The organism is Desulfosporosinus sp. Sb-LF (assembly GCF_004766055.1).
Classification (GTDB): Bacteria; Bacillota; Desulfitobacteriia; order Desulfitobacteriales; family Desulfitobacteriaceae; genus Desulfosporosinus.
This window is the reverse complement of record NZ_SPQR01000005.1, coordinates 125604-146469: the sequence shown is the minus strand read 5'-3', so window position 1 is coordinate 146469 and position 20866 is coordinate 125604. Positions and strand designations below refer to the sequence as shown.

At 42.1% G+C, this 20866-nt stretch carries 16 protein-coding genes; 15 read left to right on the top strand and 1 reads right to left on the bottom strand.

Features of this window, described 5'->3' with window-relative positions:
• Positions 1 to 150 precede the first annotated feature (150 nt).
• The 12 genes from E4K68_RS08900 (at position 151) to E4K68_RS08850 (ending at position 16600) form a co-directional block, all read left to right on the top strand.
• On the top strand, positions 151 to 849 hold the full coding sequence (locus E4K68_RS08900; RefSeq protein ID WP_135378584.1) for a GntR family transcriptional regulator: 699 nt from the start codon (positions 151 to 153) through the stop codon (positions 847 to 849).
• A gap of 43 nt (positions 850 to 892) precedes the next feature.
• Positions 893 to 2743: an ASKHA domain-containing protein gene (locus tag E4K68_RS08895; RefSeq protein WP_135378583.1), complete on the top strand. Its 1851-nt coding sequence runs from the start codon at positions 893 to 895 to the stop codon at positions 2741 to 2743.
• A 245-nt stretch (positions 2744 to 2988) separates the two neighbouring features.
• On the top strand, positions 2989 to 3801 hold the full coding sequence (locus E4K68_RS08890) for a methyltetrahydrofolate cobalamin methyltransferase (protein WP_135378582.1): 813 nt from the start codon (positions 2989 to 2991) through the stop codon (positions 3799 to 3801).
• 228 nt (positions 3802 to 4029) lie between these two features.
• On the top strand, positions 4030 to 4668 hold the full coding sequence (locus E4K68_RS08885) for a cobalamin-dependent protein (RefSeq protein ID WP_135378581.1): 639 nt from the start codon (positions 4030 to 4032) through the stop codon (positions 4666 to 4668).
• 1 nt (position 4669) lies between these two features.
• Entirely contained in the window at positions 4670 to 5824 is a 1155-nt protein-coding gene (locus E4K68_RS08880; protein ID WP_135378580.1) for a uroporphyrinogen decarboxylase, read from the top strand.
• A gap of 20 nt (positions 5825 to 5844) precedes the next feature.
• A complete protein-coding gene (locus tag E4K68_RS20635; protein WP_199241728.1) occupies positions 5845 to 5988 on the top strand; it encodes a hypothetical protein in 144 nt (47 codons plus the stop codon).
• A gap of 252 nt (positions 5989 to 6240) precedes the next feature.
• Entirely contained in the window at positions 6241 to 7596 is a 1356-nt protein-coding gene (locus E4K68_RS08875) for a glycoside-pentoside-hexuronide (GPH):cation symporter (protein WP_135378579.1), read from the top strand.
• Between the two features lie 341 nt (positions 7597 to 7937).
• Complete coding sequence (locus E4K68_RS08870; protein WP_135378578.1) at positions 7938 to 8597, top strand: cobalamin-dependent protein; 660 nt, start codon at positions 7938 to 7940, stop codon at positions 8595 to 8597.
• A 372-nt stretch (positions 8598 to 8969) separates the two neighbouring features.
• Positions 8970 to 10640, top strand: coding sequence for a formate--tetrahydrofolate ligase (locus tag E4K68_RS08865; RefSeq protein WP_135378577.1), 1671 nt, complete (start codon positions 8970 to 8972; stop codon positions 10638 to 10640).
• A 293-nt stretch (positions 10641 to 10933) separates the two neighbouring features.
• Positions 10934 to 13702, top strand: coding sequence for a response regulator (locus E4K68_RS08860; protein ID WP_135378576.1), 2769 nt, complete (start codon positions 10934 to 10936; stop codon positions 13700 to 13702).
• Positions 13703 to 13712: 10 nt separating this feature from the next.
• Positions 13713 to 14573 (top strand): protein-glutamate O-methyltransferase CheR, encoded by an 861-nt coding sequence (locus tag E4K68_RS08855; RefSeq protein WP_243450314.1) that lies wholly within the window; start codon positions 13713 to 13715, stop codon positions 14571 to 14573.
• Positions 14574 to 14647: 74 nt separating this feature from the next.
• Positions 14648 to 16600: a PAS domain S-box protein gene (locus E4K68_RS08850; protein ID WP_135378574.1), complete on the top strand. Its 1953-nt coding sequence runs from the start codon at positions 14648 to 14650 to the stop codon at positions 16598 to 16600.
• Between the two features lie 418 nt (positions 16601 to 17018).
• On the opposite strand, the gene E4K68_RS08845 is transcribed toward E4K68_RS08850, so the two are convergent.
• Complete coding sequence (locus tag E4K68_RS08845; RefSeq protein WP_135378573.1) at positions 17019 to 17933, bottom strand: LysR family transcriptional regulator; 915 nt, start codon at positions 17931 to 17933, stop codon at positions 17019 to 17021.
• A 136-nt stretch (positions 17934 to 18069) separates the two neighbouring features.
• On the opposite strand from E4K68_RS08845, the gene gcvH reads away from it, so the two are divergent.
• The 3 genes from gcvH to E4K68_RS08830 are packed head-to-tail and all read left to right on the top strand — an operon-like array spanning position 18070 to position 20808.
• A complete protein-coding gene (gene gcvH, locus E4K68_RS08840; RefSeq protein ID WP_135378572.1) occupies positions 18070 to 18483 on the top strand; it encodes a glycine cleavage system protein GcvH in 414 nt (137 codons plus the stop codon).
• A 53-nt stretch (positions 18484 to 18536) separates the two neighbouring features.
• Entirely contained in the window at positions 18537 to 19916 is a 1380-nt protein-coding gene (gene lpdA, locus E4K68_RS08835; protein WP_135378571.1) for a dihydrolipoyl dehydrogenase, read from the top strand.
• Positions 19917 to 19965: 49 nt separating this feature from the next.
• Positions 19966 to 20808, top strand: coding sequence for a hypothetical protein (locus E4K68_RS08830; protein ID WP_135378570.1), 843 nt, complete (start codon positions 19966 to 19968; stop codon positions 20806 to 20808).
• Positions 20809 to 20866: the final 58 nt, after the last annotated feature.

Sequence of the window (20866 nt, the reverse complement as noted above, 5' to 3'; positions counted from 1 at the left end):
TTTGAATATAATATTAAGTATATTCATGTATATATAAGATTTATCAAATCAGTATTAAAGCAATGTAATATACTAAGTTTTAGACGAAGGAATAGGCACCAAGCGTTTAGGGAATCTATGAAACTTGTAAGGAACAAGGAGTAGAAGGAAATGGCTGATCCAGTTTATATCAAAATTGTTGAAGATATCAAGAATAAGGTGAACTGCGGGGAGCTAAAACCAGGTGATACAGTACCACCTGAAACTGCACTCTGCAAAGAATATGGCGTCAGCCGAATGACGGTCAGAAAAGGCCTGGCTATTTTGGCAAATGAGGGGTACATTTATTCAGTTCCTGGCAAAGGTAGCTACGTTCAAAAACCGGAAGTTAACAAATATACGTTACACTATGACGAGATGAATAACCCGATTAACAGTGTGGATAAAGCGAGACTGTTGGAAGTCACTATTATTATGCCGGATGAAAAGTTAGCAGATGAGTTACAAACGACCAGAAACAAACATGTTATTATGATTCGCCGGTTGTTCTATACAGATGGTAACCCAGTAGCTTATGATGTTAAATATTTACTTTATAGCAAAGGGATGCCTATTGTGGAAAAGGAAATTGAGCAGGCAACATTTCAAGAAATGGTATCAAATAGTATGCCCATTTTCGCACTAAAGAAAAAGATAAGTATTAGTGCTCAAATACCTAATGAGGAGATTAAAAAGTACTTAAATATTTACGATGAGCTTGCCTTATTGGTTGTTGAGCAGAAACTTTACAATAATGAAAATAAGCCGATAGGCATTGGCGTAACCAGTTATCGGGGAGACTATATCAAATTGCAGGGAAATAGTGAATAATCTGTGTTGAGAGCGTTTAATGACACCGAGTGGAGGGATCTTCTTGAACTATCATAAAGTATTCTTTAAACCTGGAGACATATTGGTTGAAGTGGCGGAAGGTAGTACACTAAAAGAAGCCATGAATGATGCAGGGTTAGAGTTCGATTTTCTCTGCGGCGGTGGAGGAACATGCGGAAAATGTCGGGTCAAGATTTCTGAAGGATTGACGACACCGGTTACCAGGGAACAAGAAATGCTTCAAATGAAGGAATTAGACGAAGGCATTCGTTTAGCGTGCATGACGACTGTACATAATGACGTAACGGTGTCGCTTCCAAATCAAAAAAAACTTCAACACAACATCTTAATAGCGTCCGACGAAAGGTCTTTCCAAATTGAGCCACAACTTCACAAAGTATTTGTTGAAGTTGATAAGCCTTCACGTGAGACTCAGAATTCCGATTGGTGTCGCCTGAAGGAAAGTTTAGTTAAACGAGGGTATAAGGACAGCGAATTAGAGTCGACAATTTCCATTTTGCGACAGATGCCAGATGTGCTTAGGGGTTCCAATAACCGTATCACTGCAGTTATGTATAATAGTAAAGTAGCTGGAATAGAGCCGGAGGATACCACGAAGACGATGCTTGGAATGGCCTTCGACATCGGAACCACCACCATTGTTGGTTATTTGCTCGATCTTTATTCTGGGAAAGAGTTAAGTGTGGTCTCTACCCTTAATCCCCAGACCACCTTCGGGGCAGATGTTATTTCTCGGCTCACTTTTGCGAGCCATGAAGAAAATGGTCTAATAAAACTGCAGAGTGCTGTGATTGAGTCCATTAATAAACTTATTATTGAAGCGGTAGAGAAAGCTTCTGTAACTCGGGGACAGATTTATGGGGTTTCTTTCGCAGCGAACACCTGTATGCATCATATCTTTCTGGGCATAAATCCCCAGAGTATTGCGGTAGCACCTTATGTACCTGCCCTCAGTGAACCTTTGGTATTAGATGCTTCGGAACTTAAGATTAGCATTAATCAGGCCGGGAAAGTTTTCATGCTGCCCAATATTGCTGGGTTTGTGGGAGCTGACACGGTAGCAGTGCTTTTGGCCACCGAGTTGGACCGTAGCGAGGATATCAAGCTTGTCATTGATATTGGTACTAACGGGGAAATTGCACTTGGCTCAAGAGAAAAGATGGTTGCGTGTTCGGCTGCCGCAGGCCCTGCATTTGAGGGGGCGCAAATAAGTAGTGGGATGAGGGGCGCAGTAGGGGCAATCGACCATGTTTATTATCGGGACAAGCTTGAGTATTCCGTAATAGGGGGAGGAGAACCCCTGGGTGTGTGTGGATCTGCCTTGCTCGATACGGTAGCGGGATTGGTTGAACTTGGTATTGTTAATAAGAGAGGGAAAATCTTAGCTTACGAGCAGTTAACAAATCCTGTGGCTAGAAGGTTTAAGGAAAATCTTATACAACATGAGGGCCAAGGAGCATTTGTACTTGCGGAAGCAAGTACAACCGGTCACGGTAGGCCTATTATGATTACCCAGAGTGATATCCGGGAACTTCAGATGGCCAAGGGCGCCATGGCGGCAGGAGTCAGAGTTTTGATAGAAACCTATGGTATCCAAATACAGGACATTAAAGAAGTCCTTTTGGCCGGGGCCTTCGGAAATTACTTGAATCCGCATAGTGCCTGTGTCATTGGATTGATTCCACTTGAACTGGAAAGTAAAATTAAAATGATCGGTAATGCAGCTGGCACTGGCTCCAAATTGGCCTTGCTTTCTTCGAACGAATTTCGTAGGTCGAAGGATATTGCTGAGTATGTTAAATTTGTAGAATTGGGCAGTTATCCGCGATTCAATAGTATCTTTGGTGAATGCACATATTTTAACATCCAATAAAATGACTCTGCTAAGCACTGGACTTATAATGGTTCAGTGCTTAATTTTTTTTAGAGATTGGCAGACGTTTACAACGTTTTGCAATGGGGGGATGCTTCATTATCTGAACGGAAATTAGAACTTATGAAATAGTTTGATTAGTGAAAAAGATAATTTGACAAAGTAATTGAATATTGATAATATATCACCATAAGACATGTATATACAGGAGTAGCAATGAGGGCATTAATAGGAGGCCGGCTTAAATGATTATCATTGGCGAAAAAATAAATGGAACTATACCAAGTGTTAAAAAGGCCATAGAGCAAAAGGATGAGGAGTTTATTCGAAGTCTTGCCGTAAGGCAGGCGGAAGCAGGCGCGGATTATCTTGATGTATGTGCAAGTACTGCACCAGACGTCGAAGTAGATACTTTGCTATGGCTAATGGACATCGTCCAGAATGCAGTGGATACGCCGTTGTGTATTGATAGCCCAAATCCACGAGTTATTGAAAAGGTTTTCCCGTATGCCAAACGGCCTGGATTGATTAACTCCGTATCTGAAGAAGGTGGAAAATGCGAAATAATTTACCCAATCATTAAAGGGACAAAATGGGAGGTTATTGCGCTGACGTGTGATAGCAGGGGTATTCCAAAGGACACTCAAACAAGGTTGGACATCACAAAGGTTATAGTTGAAAAGGCCCTAACGTATGATATTACCCCAGATAGGATTCATATTGACCCTCTCGTAATGGCGTTATCTGCGGAAAATCAATCTCTGCTAAACTTTGTCGAGACCTTAAAAGAAGTGAAGAACTTATATCCTACTATTAAAGTAACGTCTGGGTTAAGCAATATATCCTTTGGAATGCCGTTGAGAAAAGTGGTTAATCAACACTTCTTAACCCTGGCAATCGATGCGGGAATGGATTCTGCTATCTTAGATCCCTGTAATCGAGATATTGTGACGACACTGTATGTAACAAATGCATTACTGGGAAAAGATCGCTTTTGCAGAAATTACTTGACTGCTTACCGCAAAAACAAGATTGGCCCCGTCAAAGTTGACGCATAATTCTCGTCTGATTATAGAGCAATTATTTTTTTAATTAACTTGTATATACAATTATATTGAAGTATATTCTTATTCATTGGACTGGCGGTTTCCACCAATAAAAGTCTTAAATGGTTGCTTTGTGTACCAACGTAAGTCTTGTTAAGAACGTACGAATGGTACAAGTTACAAAGGAAAGATAGTGCCCAAATGGACGACTTATTTAAATCATTTTAGGGAGGTTTAATTATGATTGATTTACAGGTACTGACTCAAGCGGTAGGAGATCTCGACGAAAAAGCTATTTTAACGATGATCAACGATTTCGTAGCTACAAACCCCAGTGGTGAAGATGCCCAAAAGATAGTTTTTGCCTGCCAGCAAGGAATGGCAATTGTTGGAGAGCTGTTTGAAAAGAACGAATACTACGTTGGAGACTTGATTTTTGCCGGAGAATTACTTTCTAAAACAATCGATTTACTAAAACCCGTGTTAAGTGGTGTAGCCTCGCAAAAGGTTGGTTCGATTGTAATAGGTACTGTTCAGGGAGACTTGCACGATATTGGGAAGAATATTTTCGCTAGTATGGCTGAAGCAGCAGGCTTTGATGTGTACGACTTAGGAATTGACGTATCACCCAGCGCGTTTGTCGAGAAGGTGAAAGAGGTTAAACCACAAATCATGGGGATGAGTGGCGTTCTGACACTTGCTATTGATTCCATGAAAAACACTGTAAATGCACTAAACGAAGTGGGCTTAAGAGATAGCGTAAAAATAATTATTGGTGGGAATCCTGTCAATGAAGAAGCTTGTAAGCAAATCGGTGCGGACGCTTTCACGACAAACGCTGCTGAAGGGCTGAAAACTTGTCAAGGGTGGGTGAAATAATATGACTGATGCAGTAGCTATGACTAAGGAACGAAATCAGATATTTGGTGATCTATTTAGCGGAAAGACTCCGAAAAGAGTGCCGATCAGCAATCCGGCAACTCAGGATTTTGCTATTCAATATGCTGGTTTGGACTTGGCTGAATGTCAATGGGATCTAACCAAATTAGAGCCAGTCTACGACAAGTTTTGTCAAGATTTCTTTACTGACACTTATCCTGGTGGTTCTATTAGAATTCCCTCGCACTATCAGATTCTAGGATCCACTCCTATTGTCATGAGTTCCAGTGGATTCATGCAGCATCCAGATGTCGTGGGCATGCTGGCTGAGGAATATGACGAGTTTATCGCATCCCCCTATGATTGTATTGTCGAAACTATTTTACCTCGATTATACACCGAGTTTAATGGGGCACCCGGTAAAGTGGCTATGGCTTTAGCTAAAGCGATGCGGGCTCAATCCGACGACCTTGCATACCTGGGAACGATCAGAGCAAAAATGAATGCAAAATATGGCTTTGCTACCATGGGTGCTGTTTTAACGGAAGCTCCATTTGATTTTATGTCAGACTTCCTCAGAAGTTTCAAAGGGATTTCGGGGGATGTTAGACGGTATCCGGATAAGGTTGCTGCTGCTTGCGAAGCGGTATTGCCCCTGATGATTAAGAAAGGTACTCTACCGAATCCATCGATGTTAGGCTATACGTTTATGCCACTGCATATGGCTCCCTACTTGCGTGAAAAGGATTTTGCAACGTTATACTGGCCAACCTTCAAAAAGATGGTCGAGACATTGGTTAGTATGGGGCAAAACGTGCAATTGTTTGTAGAGCAAGACTGGATGAGATACCTCGACTATCTGTATGAATTGCCAGAAAATACAATTATGAGGTTTGAATACGGAGATGCGAAACTCATTAAAGAAAAGCTCGGCAAAAAGCATATCATTTCTGGATTGTATCCTGTGACATTGTTGCAAACGGGGACTAAGCAACAGTGTGTGGATAAGGCCAAAGAATTATTGGATATTCTTGCCCCAGGAGGAAGGTATTGGTGGCAAGCGGACAAGAGCATTATACATTTGGAAGCAGATGGTCCGGTTGTAGAAAATCTCAGAGCTGTCTTGGAGTATGTTCATGAAAACGGAACTTACTAATGCTGGGGGGAGAGGATAAAATGGATTCGAAATATTATGCGACTTGGGAAGAATATTTAGCAGAGCACCCGGAATTAGAGGGAAAGCCTAAAGAAGCAATCGCGCCAAAAATAGAAAAGTATGAAGATGCAATGTTTGCGTTTATTATGGATTTAGTATTGTAAGTCAATATCCTTTTCAGGGGCTGTATTATAGGGTAACACCGGACCTCGTAGGAAACCACTATGCACGTGTTGCAAAAAGGAGTGCTTTATCGAGGACGGAGGTTGCCCTTATTTTCCTAGATATATTTCTGAATATTCTTTAGTTTTTGAGATCCCTTCTGCACGGAAAAAGCCCGGAATAGTTCAAGAGAATGGAGTTAATCAACTAGCAACAAAGTAAGTAAAGAAATTGATTTATGAGAGGGGATTATTATGGAAAAGGGATTAAAGAAGTCGATTATTAATCTTTACGGCTTACCCTCATTTGGATTTCAGTTATTTGTAAATATGGAGGTATTCTATTTTGCAGCGTTTTTAACAGACTTTGCTAAGCTTCCGATGGCCCTGGTCGGTACCGTGTTAATGATTACAAGTATTTTTGATATTTTATGGGTTCCTACTGCAGGGGTTCTATTGGAAAAGAGCAATATGAAATGGGGTAAATACCGTTCATGGCTACTTGTGGGACCACCTTTTGCAGCATTGTTCTTTATTTTACAGTTTTCTAAAATTGGCTCTCCAACAACGAATGCAATTATTATTACAATCGGATTTGTCGTTAGTCATTTAATTTGGAACATTTTCTACGGAGGTCATATCGCCTTGAACTCCTCAATGACCACTGTACGAGAAGAACGAATTACTATGGCGTCGAACAGGGGAATGTTTAATTCATTAGGTGCTATCGCTTTTTCCTTGATCGGCATGAAGATGATCTTGGCTCTCGGCAAAGGGAATCCTGCGATGGGGTATACGCTTACAGTTGTAATTACAGGTATTGTTATGGTCGCTTGTTATTATGCGCTGTTCTTTATGACGAAAGATTATGCTTTCCACGGAACTTCTGTTCAATCAGGTAAAACAGAAGAGAAAATGTCGATTGGCGAAATGCTGAAACAGATCGTAGTCAACCCTCCCCTTATCGGCTTGATGTTAGGTGAACTTGGTCGATATTTAGGCAGGTTTGTTATTTTCGGACTGGCTTTCTACTATTTCAAATATGTTGTCAATAATCTGGCTGTTATTGCGATTTTCATGACAGGACTTAACGTGGTAACGTTTTTTGGAGCGGCGATTACGAATCCGCTTGCTAAAAAGATTGGAGAAAGAAATACGTATATTCTGTCGCTTTCAATCTTTATAATCGGGCTGTTGGCTGTATGGGCATTTCCCATGAATTATATTTCATTCATGGGAATTATGTTTATTGCCTATCTGGGATATGGAATGCCTGATGCTTTGGGCGTTGCTATGTATTCATCGACTGTAGAATATGGTGAATGGAAAACTGGAAAAAATGCGAGAGGTTTTATTATGTCATTAATCAGTTTTCCCATTAAAACCGCCATTCTTGTAAGAAGTGTTATTATCACTGCCGTGCTTGCAGGGTCAGGATATGTCGCAAATATGAAGGCTACACCCGAACTAATAAGCTCTGTGAAGAACGGATTAACTCTAGTTCCTGCAGTCATAATGCTAGTTGGGTTGCTGTTTATTATCTTGCTTTATAAGATCACACCTCAAAGCCTTGTAAAAATGCAAAGTGAAATCACTGCGAGGAAAGCCTAAGCATAATCTCTAGAATAGTGTTTGATGAAGACTCCAAAATAAGAGAGATGATTGAGCTCATCTCTCTTATTTTACTTTGGGGCTAAGCTGTATCATGGTCATGGGAGTAAGCACAAAAATTGTTAATAAAGTTTGACACTTAAGCTTAATTCCAGGAGTTGCGCTTAAGTTCATGAACTTATTGTAGTTCTAGCCACTTGATGAAAAGTATCCACATTATAGTTTATAAGTTATACTAGTACATATATCTTTCTAGTAGGCAGAACTTAAAAAAGAATAATTTGAATGCCGTTTCAGGCAGTTAGGCTTGCCCCAATTATTTTGCTTTAACGGAGGGCATTATGAAAGACTTTCGTAAAAATTCTTTGATTAATTATGTGGAACAGTTAGAAGAGGAAAGTGTCTTGAAATTGTCTCAGGAACTATTAAATGAAGGAATGCAACCATTAGAACTTCTTCAACATATTAAAGAAGGAATGAATAGGGTCGGGGAACTTTATGAAAGGAAGGACTATTATATCGCGGACCTGATCATGGCAGGGCTTATTTTTAAACAAGTGTTGGAATTGGATAAGATGACAGCTCATTTTCATAGCAAGCAGAATAAGAAGATTGGAAAGGTTGTCCTCGGAACAGTAAAAGGGGACATTCACGATATTGGGAAGGATATCGTGAGGGGCATGTTGGAGATCAATGGGTTTGAGGTGATCGATCTCGGTGTTGATGTCGCTAAAGAAATCTTTTTAAAAAAGGTCGAGGAATATAAACCTGATATTGTGGGACTTAGTGGGGTTTTGACTTATTCTGTCGATACTATGAAAGAAGTAATAGATGCTTTTATAGAAGCAGGGCTTAGAGACACTATCAGATTTATTGTAGGCGGTAACCACCTCACAGAAGAAGTGTGTAAATTTATGGGCGCTGATAGTTATGCCACAGATGCTACTGCTGGGGTTTTGACGTGCAGACAATGGATCAATGATACTAAGGGAAAGAAATAACGAATTAGAATTAATCCTGTATATTGACATAGTCAAAAGGTTTATCGGTGAGGTATTCTAAAGAGCTCGCTTTGATTTACAATTGAAGGGAGCTCTTTCTTGACCATATGTCGCATACTGTGATTTTTAATGGTGTATCCTAATAGAGGACGAAAATGGAGTTAGTATATTAAGAAGATATATTATTGACAAAATAATCGAATATTGATAGTATATTCATTAGATAATATGTATATACAAGTATACCTAATTTAGGAGGAGAGGTTATATACTTGATTATTTATGGTAGAAGGATTTTGTTATGGAATTGTTCATAATTAAATAGGGAAGTATAGGCGGAAGTCTAAATAAACTAGAAGGGGAGTTAATAACTTGAAAAGTGACATAGAAATTGCACAATCAGCTGTGATGAAACCAATCCTGGAGATTGCCGAGAACCTTGATTTAAAAGAGGATGAGGTTGAGTTATACGGGAAGTATAAAGCCAAAATTAATCTGAGTGTTTGGAATCGGTTGAAAGACAAGCCCAATGGCAAGCTAATTTTAGTCACCGCTATTAATCCTACACCTGCGGGTGAGGGGAAAACGACTACAACCGTGGGATTAGGACAAGCCCTTTCGAAAATGGGTAAGAAGGCCATGATTGCGGTACGGGAACCATCCCTAGGTCCTTGTTTCGGAGTAAAGGGTGGAGCAGCGGGCGGTGGGTATGCTCAAGTTGTGCCCATGGAAGATATTAATCTCCATTTCACCGGGGATTTTCATGCAATCACGTCTGCCCATAGTCTCCTAGCGGCGATGCTTGACAATAGTATTCAACAAGGTAACCTTTTGAATATTGATCCTCGTCAAGTCGTATTCCGCCGTGTTGTGGATATGAATGACCGTGCTTTACGCAAAATTGTCATGGGCTTAGGCGGCAAGATGGAAGGGGTGCCCCGCGAAAGTGGCTATGACATAACCGTTGCCTCTGAAGTCATGGCGATCCTGTGCTTGTCAAGTGACCTTATGGATCTCAAACAACGTTTTGGTAAGATTGTCGTAGCCTATACTTATGAAGGAAAGCCTGTAACGGCTCATGATTTAGAAGCTGAAGGGGCAATGGCGCTTCTTATGAAAGACGCGATTAAACCGAACCTTGTTCAGACCTTAGAAAATACGCCTGTCTTTATTCATGGTGGGCCGTTTGCGAATATTGCTCATGGATGTAACAGCATTATGGCAACGAAACTAGGTCTCAAACTGGCGGATTACCTCGTGACAGAGGCAGGTTTTGGAGCTGACCTTGGAGCAGAAAAATTCTTTGATCTGAAGTGCCGCTTTGGAGGATTGAAACCTGAGGCTGTTGTCATTGTGGCAACTGTACGGGCCTTAAAGATGAACGGTGGACTTGCCAAAGATCAGTTAGGCACAGAAGATTTAGAAGCCTTAGCACGCGGCGTGGTCAACCTTGAAAAACATATAGAAAACATGGCCAAATTCGGTGTTCCATCAGTTGTGGCGATTAACCGGTTCCCAACTGACACAAAAGCTGAGCTAAACTTAGTGCGCGAGAGATGTCAGGGGTTAGGTGCAGAGGTGGCCCTTTCTGAAGTATTTACACGGGGTGGGGAAGGCGGCGTTGAGCTTGCAGAAACAGTGCTTTCCGTGCTCGAACGCAAAGAATCCAAGTTCAAGGTTCTCTATGAATTGGAGTCATCCATTGAGGAGAAAATCGAGAAGATAGCCAAAGAGATTTATGGTGCAGATGGCGTTAACTTCGATAAAGCAGCTCAACTTTCCATGAGGAAATATGTCGAGATGGGTTATGGCAATTTGCCGATCTGCATGGCAAAGACACAGTACTCTCTCACAGATGACGCCACTCGGCTAGGCCGGCCGACAGGTTTCACCATCACCGTTCGGGAAGTTCGCCTCTCTGCTGGAGCCGGGTTCCTGGTAGCCATTACAGGTGCAATTATGACCATGCCAGGATTGCCGAAACGTCCGGCAGCAATGAGAATGGATATTGATGCTGACGGAACAATTACAGGATTGTTCTAAACCGGCCAGAATCTATTTAAATAAAAAAAATCTTACCAAAACCGCAAGGATGACAAATCCCTGCGGTTTTTCCTACTTTTCAGCGTAAAATCAGTTTTTGACTCTTTTCATGGACAATATGAACTAAAGGATTTCCTGCCGAAACTCTCATTTGTTTGGCTAGACTAGTCAATTCTTTATTATCTGATATAAGTCGACAAATTTTCTAAAGGAAATGGGTTAATAAATGTTGAATTAGAACTCTTAGTATTCAAAATACTCAATTGAATTGACGGGGCGAGGGAGTGGAAAGCATGAGGCTCAAGACTAAGTTGTTCCTTGGATTTGCTTCTATTTTAGCCATAATGGCTGTGCTTTTTGGGGTATCAATTCATAATTTAGATCTAGCAAACACGAACGTAGAAAAAACCCAGCAGGAACGCTATCAGAAAATTAAGTTTTCAAATACTGTGCAAGATGAGATTAACAATATCAGCAGGTACTTGAGAGATCTTGCTTTGTTGGATGCAGGCAGTCATGATTTCATTCAAACTATTGATTCCATCGAGGCTTCTAGAGCGAAAATAGCATCGGCGCTGGATTCCCTTGAGTCTTCAGCCCTTCGCGAGAGCACAAAGGATCTGTTGCGACGGATAAAAATTGAAAACCTTAATTACAATGAATTACAGAAAACTTGCATTGCATTGGCTTCTGCGGGCAAGAAGGCGGAGTTCGTTCAGGAGATCAAAGCGGGAGCGGGAGAACGAGGCAAGATTTATGAGTACGTTGATGAATTGAATACCGTTGAAGATAAGGCAATGAACGAGTTACTGCAATCGTCTGCCGTTGCCTATAACCGTGCTCTCATGTTCTTTTTTGTTTCTCTACTGCTGACGTTGCTTGCTGGAGTAGGGATAACTATGTGGATTACGCAGAGGGTTACGAGAGACATTCGCAAAGTCACGACGGTCATGAACCGTTTTTCATCGATTCAGGAGCACGTTGATTTGCCGCGCATCGATATCCGCACAAAGGATGAGGTTGGAGAAATTGCTTCGTCCTTTAATGAGATGGCTACGTCTCTGGAAGAACACGCTAGGCTTGAAAAAGAATTCGTTTTAAAGATAGAAGGGCAAAACTGGTTGAAGTCTGGAGCCGCAGAAATCAACGCCTTGTGCCAGGGGGTTCAGGACCTGAAGACCTTGGCGAATCTTTTGATAACAAAAATTACTCCCATGGTCGATGCAAGTTATGCCGTCTTTTATATCAGGGAGGGAAGTGGAGACAAGCGGTGCTTTAAGAAGCTCGCCTTCTATGCGGGTAGTCCGCTAGAAAGCGCTAGAGAGGTTTTCAGGCTTGGGGAAGGACTGGTGGGGCAGAGCGCTTTGGAAAACAAGATGATAACGCTGGATCGGGTCCCCGGGGATTACATCAGGATTATCTCCGGCTTGGGCGAGACATCACCAAAAGGTATTGTCATCCTCCCAGTGTCGTTTGAGGATCAGGTAGTGGCCGTTATGGAACTGGCATCTCTCCAACCATATAGCCCCCTCCAGCAGGAGTTACTGGAGCAGATTTCCCAAAATATTGGAGTTACCATAAACCGTGTTGAAGCACACATGAAGATTGGGACTCTTCTGAAGGACTCACAGGTTTTGACGGAAGAACTCCAGACTCAGTCAGAAGAACTCCAACTGCAGCAGGAGGAGCTTAAAACCTTTAATGAGACGATGGAGGAGCAGTATAAACAATCCGAAAAAAGGGCAACGGAACTGGAAACTATCAAAACAGCCCTTGTAGAAAAGGCCCAGCAGCTTGAAGAAAGCTCAAACTATAAAACCGAGTTTCTATCCAATATGTCCCACGAGTTGCGGACGCCGCTGAACAGTCTGCTGATCCTTTCTCAAATATTGACCGAGAACAAGGAAGGCAATTTGACTCTCAGTCAAGTAGAATATGTGAAAACTATCTTTTCTTCTGGAAATGAACTCTTGACATTGATTAATGACATATTAGATCTCACCAAGGTAGAAGCGGGCAAGATTACCATTAACCCGGATGTCATGGAACTGGCTAAAATGAAGGACTATATCGAACAGTATTTTCTTCCTGTAGCACGTCAAAGGAACTTGGACTTTGTAATTCAATTAAGTGAAGGTTTACCAAAGACCATATATATGGACGAACATCGGCTACTACAAATTTTAAAAAATCTATTATCAAATGCTTTTAAATTTACGAATGATGGCAGTGTCTCTCTGCGCGTTTGGAGGGTAGAAGAAGATGTTGTCTCAGAAAACGATCTATTTAGGAACGCAGAGTGGGTTCTGGCTTTTTCGGTGATGGACACAGGCATCGGAATTCCGAAGCACAAGCAAGCCATGATTTTCGAGGCCTTCCAACAGGCCAATGGAACAACCGCAAGAAAATACGGGGGCACGGGTTTAGGACTGACTATTAGTCAGAAAATGGCAGAGTTATTAGGCGGTTTTATTGACCTTGACAGTGTTGAGAGCAGGGGAAGTACGTTTACACTCTATCTACCTGGCAATCATGTGGAAAAAGATGTTTCCGTGATATCTTGCGTCGAAGAGGCAGCTGTAACTTTCGATGATTTCCCTTCTTCCGGGGTTGAATCTATTGAGGCTGTTTCATCGGTCATTATGGAGGAGGATGAATCTCAAGGCATGGAAAACGGGAACGCGCGCTTGGAAGGGAAGAAGATACTGGTTGTGGACGATGATATGCGGAACGTGTTTGCACTTACAACAGCCCTGGAAAATCAACAAATGAACGCTGTATTTGCGGAGAATGGCAGGGAAGGCATTGAGGTTTTGCTAAAAAATCCTGACATCGACCTGGTTCTTATGGATATCATGATGCCTGAGATGGATGGATACGAAGCGTTACGGCGCATTCGCCGAATTCCTGAATGTGCGAACTTGCCAATTATCGCCTTGACGGCAAAAGCTATGAAAAACGACAGGGAGAAATGCATCGAAGCGGGTGCATCAGATTATATCAGCAAGCCGGTAAATCTGGAACAGCTATTTTCATTAATCAAGATATGGCTGTATAGATAGGATGGTTAGGATGACTTCAGAGGAAAACGGGAAGAGCACGGAAGAGGAAAGCTGTGATGAATTAGAAGAACTCGAAATTCATCTGCTGCTAGAGGGAATTTACCGTTACTATGGGTTTGATTTTAGAAATTACGTATATTCTTCTATAAAACGTAGAATTTGGTATCGCATTCGGGTTGAAAGGTTGCCGAACGTATCCAGTCTGCAGGAAAAGGTCCTTCATGACCCCAGTGTGATGGCAAGGCTGTTCTCGGATTTTTCGATTCACGTTTCAGAGATGTTCAGGGATCCGCACTTTTTTGAGTCTTTCAGGAATAACGTGGTCCCGTTTCTCAAAGAGCTTCCTTTTGTCCGGATTTGGCACGCGGGTTGTTCTATGGGGGAAGAGGTTTACTCTATGGCCATCATTCTGCACGAGGAAGGTCTATATCACAAAACGAAGATTTATGCCACGGATATGAACGAAGAATTGTTAAAAAGAGCGAAGGAAGGGGTTTACCCCCTGGATAGAATGCAAGCATACATGGACAACTACCAAATCGCGGGGGGGACGAAAGAGTTTACAGGGTATTTTGAGGCCTGCAATGATAAAGCGACCTTTTACCCGTTTCTAACGCAAAACGTGGTGTTCGCACAACATAACCTGGCAACAGATCATTCCTTCAATGAATTTCACGTGATTATATGCAGAAATGTTATGATTTATTTTGACAAATTCCTGCAAAACCGAGTGCATAGGCTATTTTATGAGAGCCTTTGCACGTCAGGCATCCTGGGTTTGGGTGATAAAGAAGACATCGCCTTTAATAATTATTCCCAGTATTATGAAGCCTTTGATCGGGAGCAGAAGATCTACCGAAAGGTTAAGTAACTTGACTGTTTAGCACGGTTGCAGGTCCTTGGAGTAAAAATAATGGGATCGAGGATACCAAGAATGAGGGAAAAATGAAAATCTTAATTGTTGACGACCGACAGGACAATTTATTGACGTTAGAGGCAGTGCTTAAATCGCCAGACTATCATTTGATCTTCGCTAATTCTGGAGAAGAGGCCTTAAAGTGTTTGTTGAAAGACGATTTTGCTGTGATTCTACTGGACGTGCAAATGCCAGGCTTGGACGGCTTTGAAACAGCTAGGCTCATTAGAGCAAGGAGAAGGACCAAGGATACACCGATTATTTTCATTACAGCGATTTACCAGAGCAAAGATAATATCTTGCAAGGGTATTCCCTGGGTGCGATCGATTATTTGTTTAAACCTTTCCAGCCGGAAGCTTTGAAATCCAAGATAGAAGCATTCGTGAAAATACACCGTAACCGAAAGCAAATTAAATTACAAAATGAATTGCTGACTCATCGGGCTATTGAACTTCAATTAATAAACCAAAGCTTAGAGCGCACGACTTCGGATTTGCGTAAGGCTGAAGCATTAGCGCGCGTGATTGGGGAAACTTGTACAGATTCAGTGCTCACTCTCGATGAGGCGAGCCATATTTTAAGCATCAATCCAGCGGTAACGGAGATGTTTGGCTATGGGCATGAGGAATTGCGAGGGCAACATGTCTCAAGGCTTTTTCCTGGTGAAAACCTTCCCGTTATAGAAAATGTCCAGATTATGAGTAAATGTAGTAAGATCCTAGATTCGGTCGCTACGCGTAAAAATGGGGAGGTTTTTCCCGTAGAGGTTCAGATTGGAGTTGCTAGTATTGAGAAGCAGCAAATTCTTGTCTGGTCCGTGCGAGACATTACCGAGCGTAAACAGCTGGAGAAAGAGCGAAAAGACCAGTACAAAACCCTTGAAAAGCTTGTTCAGGAGCGAACCTGCGAACTCTTCCTGGCCAATGAGAAGCTCAAAAGAGAAATATTAGAACGCAAAGAAATTGGCAAACAGCTTAGAAAGACTAGTAACAAGCTCATCAATATTCTCGAAAGCATAACAGATGCCTTCTTTACTCTAAATCACGCGTGGGAGTTCATCTTTGTCAATGAAGAAGCGGAGAAATATTGGCACAAGGAGAGAGGCGAGCTAATCGGGCGAAATATTTGGGAGCTTTTCCCCGAATCGATCCCTGAGTTTCACCTTTTATTTGATAATGCCATGAGAAGGAAGGAAACTTCTCATTTTGAGATCAGGGGCATAAATTATGATGCACCGTATGAAGTGCATGTTTATCCGTCCGACGAAGGTTTGTCCGTATATTTCCACGATATTTCCGAACGAAGGATGTTTGAAAAGGAGATGGCCCGCCTGGATCGCTTGAACCTTGTGGGACAAATGGCGGCGGGAATCGGTCACGAAATCAGAAACCCGATGACTACCGTCCGGGGTTTCCTTCAGTTATTGGGGGATAAAGAAGAATTCCAGAAGTCTAAGGGCTATTTTGACTTGATGATCGACGAGCTCGATAGGGCAAATTCTATTATTACGGAATTCCTCAGCCTAGCTAAAAACAAGATAGTGGATTTAAAACCCTTGAGTCTGAACAGGCTGATCGAAAACATATACCCGTTAATTCAGGCGGACGCAAGGGTCAGCGATAAGGACATTATATTAGAACTACAGGAAACTAAATGGTTGCTTCTGGACGAGAAGGAAATCCGCCAGCTCATCTTAAACCTAGTCCGGAACGGGCTAGAAGCGATGTCGGGAAGTGGCGGGCTAACGATTAGAACGTTCATGGATGTTGAGAAGTGTGTTTTAGCGGTGAGAGACGAGGGAGGCGGCATCAAGCCGGAGGTTCTAGAAAAGATCGGTACTCCTTTTTTCACCACCAAAGAGAATGGCACTGGTTTGGGGCTAGCCACTTGTTTCAGCATTGCTGCTAGGCATAACGCTGAAATTCAGATTGAGACAGGAGCATCGGGCACGACATTTTTTGTGCGCTTTAATCAGCACTGATACTTTGAACAGACCACGATGGGCTAAGAGCGTATCGCGTTATCATATAAATCTAAAAAAGAGCCGTAGGCTCTTTTTTGCGTTAATTCTTATTCGGGGGAGCTTATAGTATTTTAAAACCCGTTCTTATAATACCGGCAAAACTAATATAACGATAGGATTTAATAATGATTGGAGCGTAGAATAAAGTTGCCAATGCTCAAAGAGAGATATGTTTGTTGTAATGGTGCAGTGGTGCTCTGTTTTGATGATAGAACAGTATTGTGAATTTTAATATTTACAGCAATTAGTTGTATCTCAACAATCAACGGTTGTTTGAAATAGTATTCACAATAACATAATCTTGTCATATGGATGACATTTGCTTATGGCAGGGTATGCTTTTGGAACGAGGAGTACAAAGCGGGGAAAGGATTAGCTAGTAATCACCTGACGCTAAATATGCTTTATAAACTTCGAGGAAGTTCTCGGCAATCGGGGATAACGGATACTTTCGTGAGATTAGCCAACCGTAATCTAAACTAATGCTATCTTTAATGGGTATTGTGACCATTGATTTTTCGTTAAATAGATTAAAATCCGGGAGCGTAGTAATCCCAACGGCTTTGCTATGGAGAATGGTCTTAGTGTAGATTTCTCTGCTATTTGTTTTAACAATGATATTTAGTTGGCTCAAATCGCCAAACATATGAGTTAAGATTTCTAAATAGGGTTCATGGTTATAAACCACTACCGGTTGTTTCTTTATCTCAAATATTGAAAAAAGCTTCTTCTTAGCTAAGGGTGATGATTTAGCGACACAAGCCAAAAGTGTATAGTCATGTACTTTTTCAAAGAGAATGCTATTATTTTCAAGGTGTTGGTAATCGTAATATTCTGGTAAAGTGACGAGTCCTATTTCAATACACCCTTCATTAAGCCTCGTAACGATTTCATTAGGTTTTTGTTCTTCAATGTGTAGATTGACGGCAGGATACTTTTTCCGAAATAAATCTAAGACATGGGGTAAGAAATTGCTTATGAAGGGAGTAGCGCTGATAAACAACTTCTCGGTTATCTCTAAGCTTTTGGTTTCGGAATAGGGTTCCATACTATGGAGTAACTCCTCGTACTTAAGAATCATCTCCTTGGCCTTTTCTACGGCGATATTTCCAGCATCGGTTAGAGATACTCCCTGACGACAACGCTGAAACAAAGAAACATCCAAGTCGGTTTCCAATTTGTGGATAGCCTGACTTAATCCTTGTTGTGAAATGAAAAGATGCTCAGCAGAAAGTGTAATAGATTTTGTTTTTGCTATATCGATTAAATAATATAGATGCTCTATACGCATAGTTGTGCCTTCCTCTATTAATGTTTAGTCTAAAGTTATACTTTTCTAAAGATATAGCTAATTATACACATCAAGAACCTAATGACATAGTACTTTTTCGAAAATTAATCTAAATACTGTAGAAGGGATGGTAATAATGTCTATTGATAAAAAAGGGTTAGACGAACTTACTTTTTCCGACGATATCCAATATTACAAGGAACACACTTGGGCGAAAGTAGAGGGTGACATTATCAGAGTAGGAATTACGGATTTTGCTCAGAGTCAGTTGGGAGATCTTATCTTCGTTGAACTTCCTCAGGCTGGAGAGGCCTTCAACAAAGGGGAGGTATTTGGACAAGCGGAATCGGCTAAGTCGGTTTCCTCACTTTATATTCCTTTAAGTGGTGAAATCAAATCGGTCAACAATGAAGTAGATGATTCACCAGAACTTGTAAATTCCAATCCATATGATGATGGGTGGATGATTATGATCAAACCTAAGAATCTAAGCGAGCTCAGTGATCTGTTGTCTAAAGATGGCTACATCAGTCTACTCAAAGAGTCATAAAACCATAGGCATTTAAGGTGATTTAAGACTGGAAATAAGGAGCGTTTTTGGAAATGCATGAGTATGATTTGATTGTCATTGGAGGAGGACCAGGCGGTTATGTGGCCGCAGCTCGGGCAAGTCAGCTAGGACTCACGACAGCATTAGTTGAAAAAGAGCAATTAGGCGGAACGTGTGTCAACTGGGGGTGTATTCCTACCAAGGCCTTGCTTCGAAATGCTGAGATTGTCCACTTATTATCGCAGGGGAGAACCTTTGGCTTTAAATATGAAAATCTTACGGTAAACTACACCTCTGCCTATAATAGAAGCCGCCAAGTCGCCAAGCGTCAGGGTAAACGGGTGGAGGCCCTACTCAAAAATAGAAACGTGTCAATAATTCGAGGAGAGGGACGCCTGATCAGCGCGACAGAAGTTGAACTATCAACTGGCGAAAAAATGGTCGGTAAAAACATTATTTTGGCTACAGGTTCAAAGCCTACTCAGATTCCGATGTTTGGAATCGATGGAGATAACGTTATCACGTCTCGTGAAGCTTTAGACATGAAGGAGTTGCCTTCTTCGATCGTTATTGTGGGAGCTGGTCCGATCGGAATGGAATTTGCCACGGTTTGGAACCGCTATGGAGCGAAGGTGACTGTCTTGGAAATGATGCCGAATGTGCTGCCGACGGAGGATAGTGAAGTATCCCTAGAGGTCAAGGCGCAGTTTGAGAAAAACGGGATCACCATTAGAAATGACGTTCGGGTTGAGGGTATTCAAAAGACCTCTGACGGTGTGGAAGTAACCATTGCCGCTGGGGATGCAAAAGAAGTCATCAAGGCTGAAAAGGCATTGATTTGTACTGGCTTTTCTCCTAGCACCGGCGATTTGGGACTCGAGGACCTCGGGGTTGTGATGAATCGACGATACATTGAAGTCGATCAAGCGATGCGCACAAATATCCCCAACATTTATGCGATTGGGGATATAACAGGCAAGCTGGGATTGGCTCACGTCGCTTCGGCCCAGGGGGTTATTGCGGCTGAGGCCATAGCCGGAAACCCAACAGAAGAGCTGGTTTATGAGAATATCCCAAGCTGTGTTTTTGGGGAGATAGAAGTGGCCTCGGTTGGGTTGACAGAAAAGCAAGCGTTGGAACGTGGCTATGAGGTAATGACCGTGAAGAGTCCTTTTGCTCCAAATGGAAAAGCAGTTGCTTTGAATGAAAATCTCGGCTTTGTCAAGCTAGTGGCCGATAAAAACACCAAAAAAGTCCTAGGGGTTCATATGGTTGGAAGCAATGTCCCGGAAATGATTGCTGGACCGACAAGCTTGATGGCCCTCGGTGCCACTGTTGCGCAAATGGCTGGGGGTGTTTACGCTCATCCAACCATGAGTGAGGCTATTCTTGAGGGTGCACACTCCTTGGACGGTCACGCGATTCATCTTTAAGATTTAGGTTTAGCAGTGAAAGATTGTTTACTGAAGAGGAGGGGGATTTATGAGTTACGTACTCTTTACCGCTACGGGATGTACCCGTTGTAAGATTGTAAAAGCTTTCATGGCTAAAAATGGTATTGCCTTCGAAGAAAAGGATATGAAGGCGGAAGGAAAGGACGAATTCAAGAAGTTTTACTCCGCTAATCGCTGTTTTATCACCCGTGGGCAAGATGGAGTGGAATTCCCAGTTCTTACGGATGGGGAGGAAATTCGCCAGGGGATTGGTGCCACGATTGCATATCTCAGTGCTGGGAAAAAGTTAGACGGATTCTTTTGTGTCGGGACTCTTCACAAGGAATGGGTAGACGGGATCCACCCTTGCTCCGGTAATCTTGAATATGCCGAAGAGTTTCTTGAAGTGTTGAGGTATCTGAAAGGGAATGCGATGAAATTGCAGGTTGAGACGAGTGGCAGGAACAGTCATGTTCTCAACCAGATCTTTGTAGAGGGGCTGGCAGATAGGGTAATCATGAATGTTGTGGGACCAGCGACGATTTACAGTAAGATTGTTGGAAAACCAGTAGATGTGAGCGATATCCAAAAAAGTATTGCCTTAGTAGCCCAGTTTCCAAGCTATCAATATCAGACAACGGTTGTTCCGGTCATTCGCCAAGAAGGGGATATGCCAGAGATCAGTTACCTAACCCCTGGGGAAATTGCCGAAACTGCTAAGTTCATTGAAGAGGGGACAGGAAGCAAGAAGAATCCGTATCTAATTCGACTGTTTAAGCCAGCAGAGTCCAAAGACGAGCGGTTAAAATCGATAGAGCCTCTTACTTCGCTCTTTCCCTACAGGACGGCAGCGAGAGCCTGTCAGGTGTTGACTGAGTTAGAAAAGGTTTGATCGAACTAGGAATCTATTGTATGTTGCGTAGCCATAAGTCACTACGTGAAATAAAAGT

Excerpts from the sequence above, each read along its gene's own strand:
- E4K68_RS20635 (WP_199241728.1), top strand. The coding sequence starts at position 5,845 with ATGGATTCGAAATATTATGCGACTTGGGAAGAATATTTAGCAGAGCAC.
- lpdA (WP_135378571.1), top strand. The coding sequence starts at position 18,537 with ATGCATGAGTATGATTTGATTGTCATTGGAGGAGGACCAGGCGGTTAT.
- E4K68_RS08890 (WP_135378582.1), top strand. The coding sequence starts at position 2,989 with ATGATTATCATTGGCGAAAAAATAAATGGAACTATACCAAGTGTTAAA.
- E4K68_RS08900 (WP_135378584.1), top strand. The coding sequence starts at position 151 with ATGGCTGATCCAGTTTATATCAAAATTGTTGAAGATATCAAGAATAAG.
- E4K68_RS08845 (WP_135378573.1), bottom strand. The coding sequence starts at position 17,933 with ATGCGTATAGAGCATCTATATTATTTAATCGATATAGCAAAAACAAAA.
- E4K68_RS08830 (WP_135378570.1), top strand. The coding sequence starts at position 19,966 with ATGAGTTACGTACTCTTTACCGCTACGGGATGTACCCGTTGTAAGATT.
- E4K68_RS08855 (WP_243450314.1), top strand. The coding sequence starts at position 13,713 with ATGACTTCAGAGGAAAACGGGAAGAGCACGGAAGAGGAAAGCTGTGAT.
- E4K68_RS08880 (WP_135378580.1), top strand. The coding sequence starts at position 4,670 with ATGACTGATGCAGTAGCTATGACTAAGGAACGAAATCAGATATTTGGT.
- E4K68_RS08850 (WP_135378574.1), top strand. The coding sequence starts at position 14,648 with ATGAAAATCTTAATTGTTGACGACCGACAGGACAATTTATTGACGTTA.
- E4K68_RS08870 (WP_135378578.1), top strand. The coding sequence starts at position 7,938 with ATGAAAGACTTTCGTAAAAATTCTTTGATTAATTATGTGGAACAGTTA.
- E4K68_RS08860 (WP_135378576.1), top strand. The coding sequence starts at position 10,934 with ATGAGGCTCAAGACTAAGTTGTTCCTTGGATTTGCTTCTATTTTAGCC.
- E4K68_RS08885 (WP_135378581.1), top strand. The coding sequence starts at position 4,030 with ATGATTGATTTACAGGTACTGACTCAAGCGGTAGGAGATCTCGACGAA.
- E4K68_RS08875 (WP_135378579.1), top strand. The coding sequence starts at position 6,241 with ATGGAAAAGGGATTAAAGAAGTCGATTATTAATCTTTACGGCTTACCC.
- gcvH (WP_135378572.1), top strand. The coding sequence starts at position 18,070 with ATGTCTATTGATAAAAAAGGGTTAGACGAACTTACTTTTTCCGACGAT.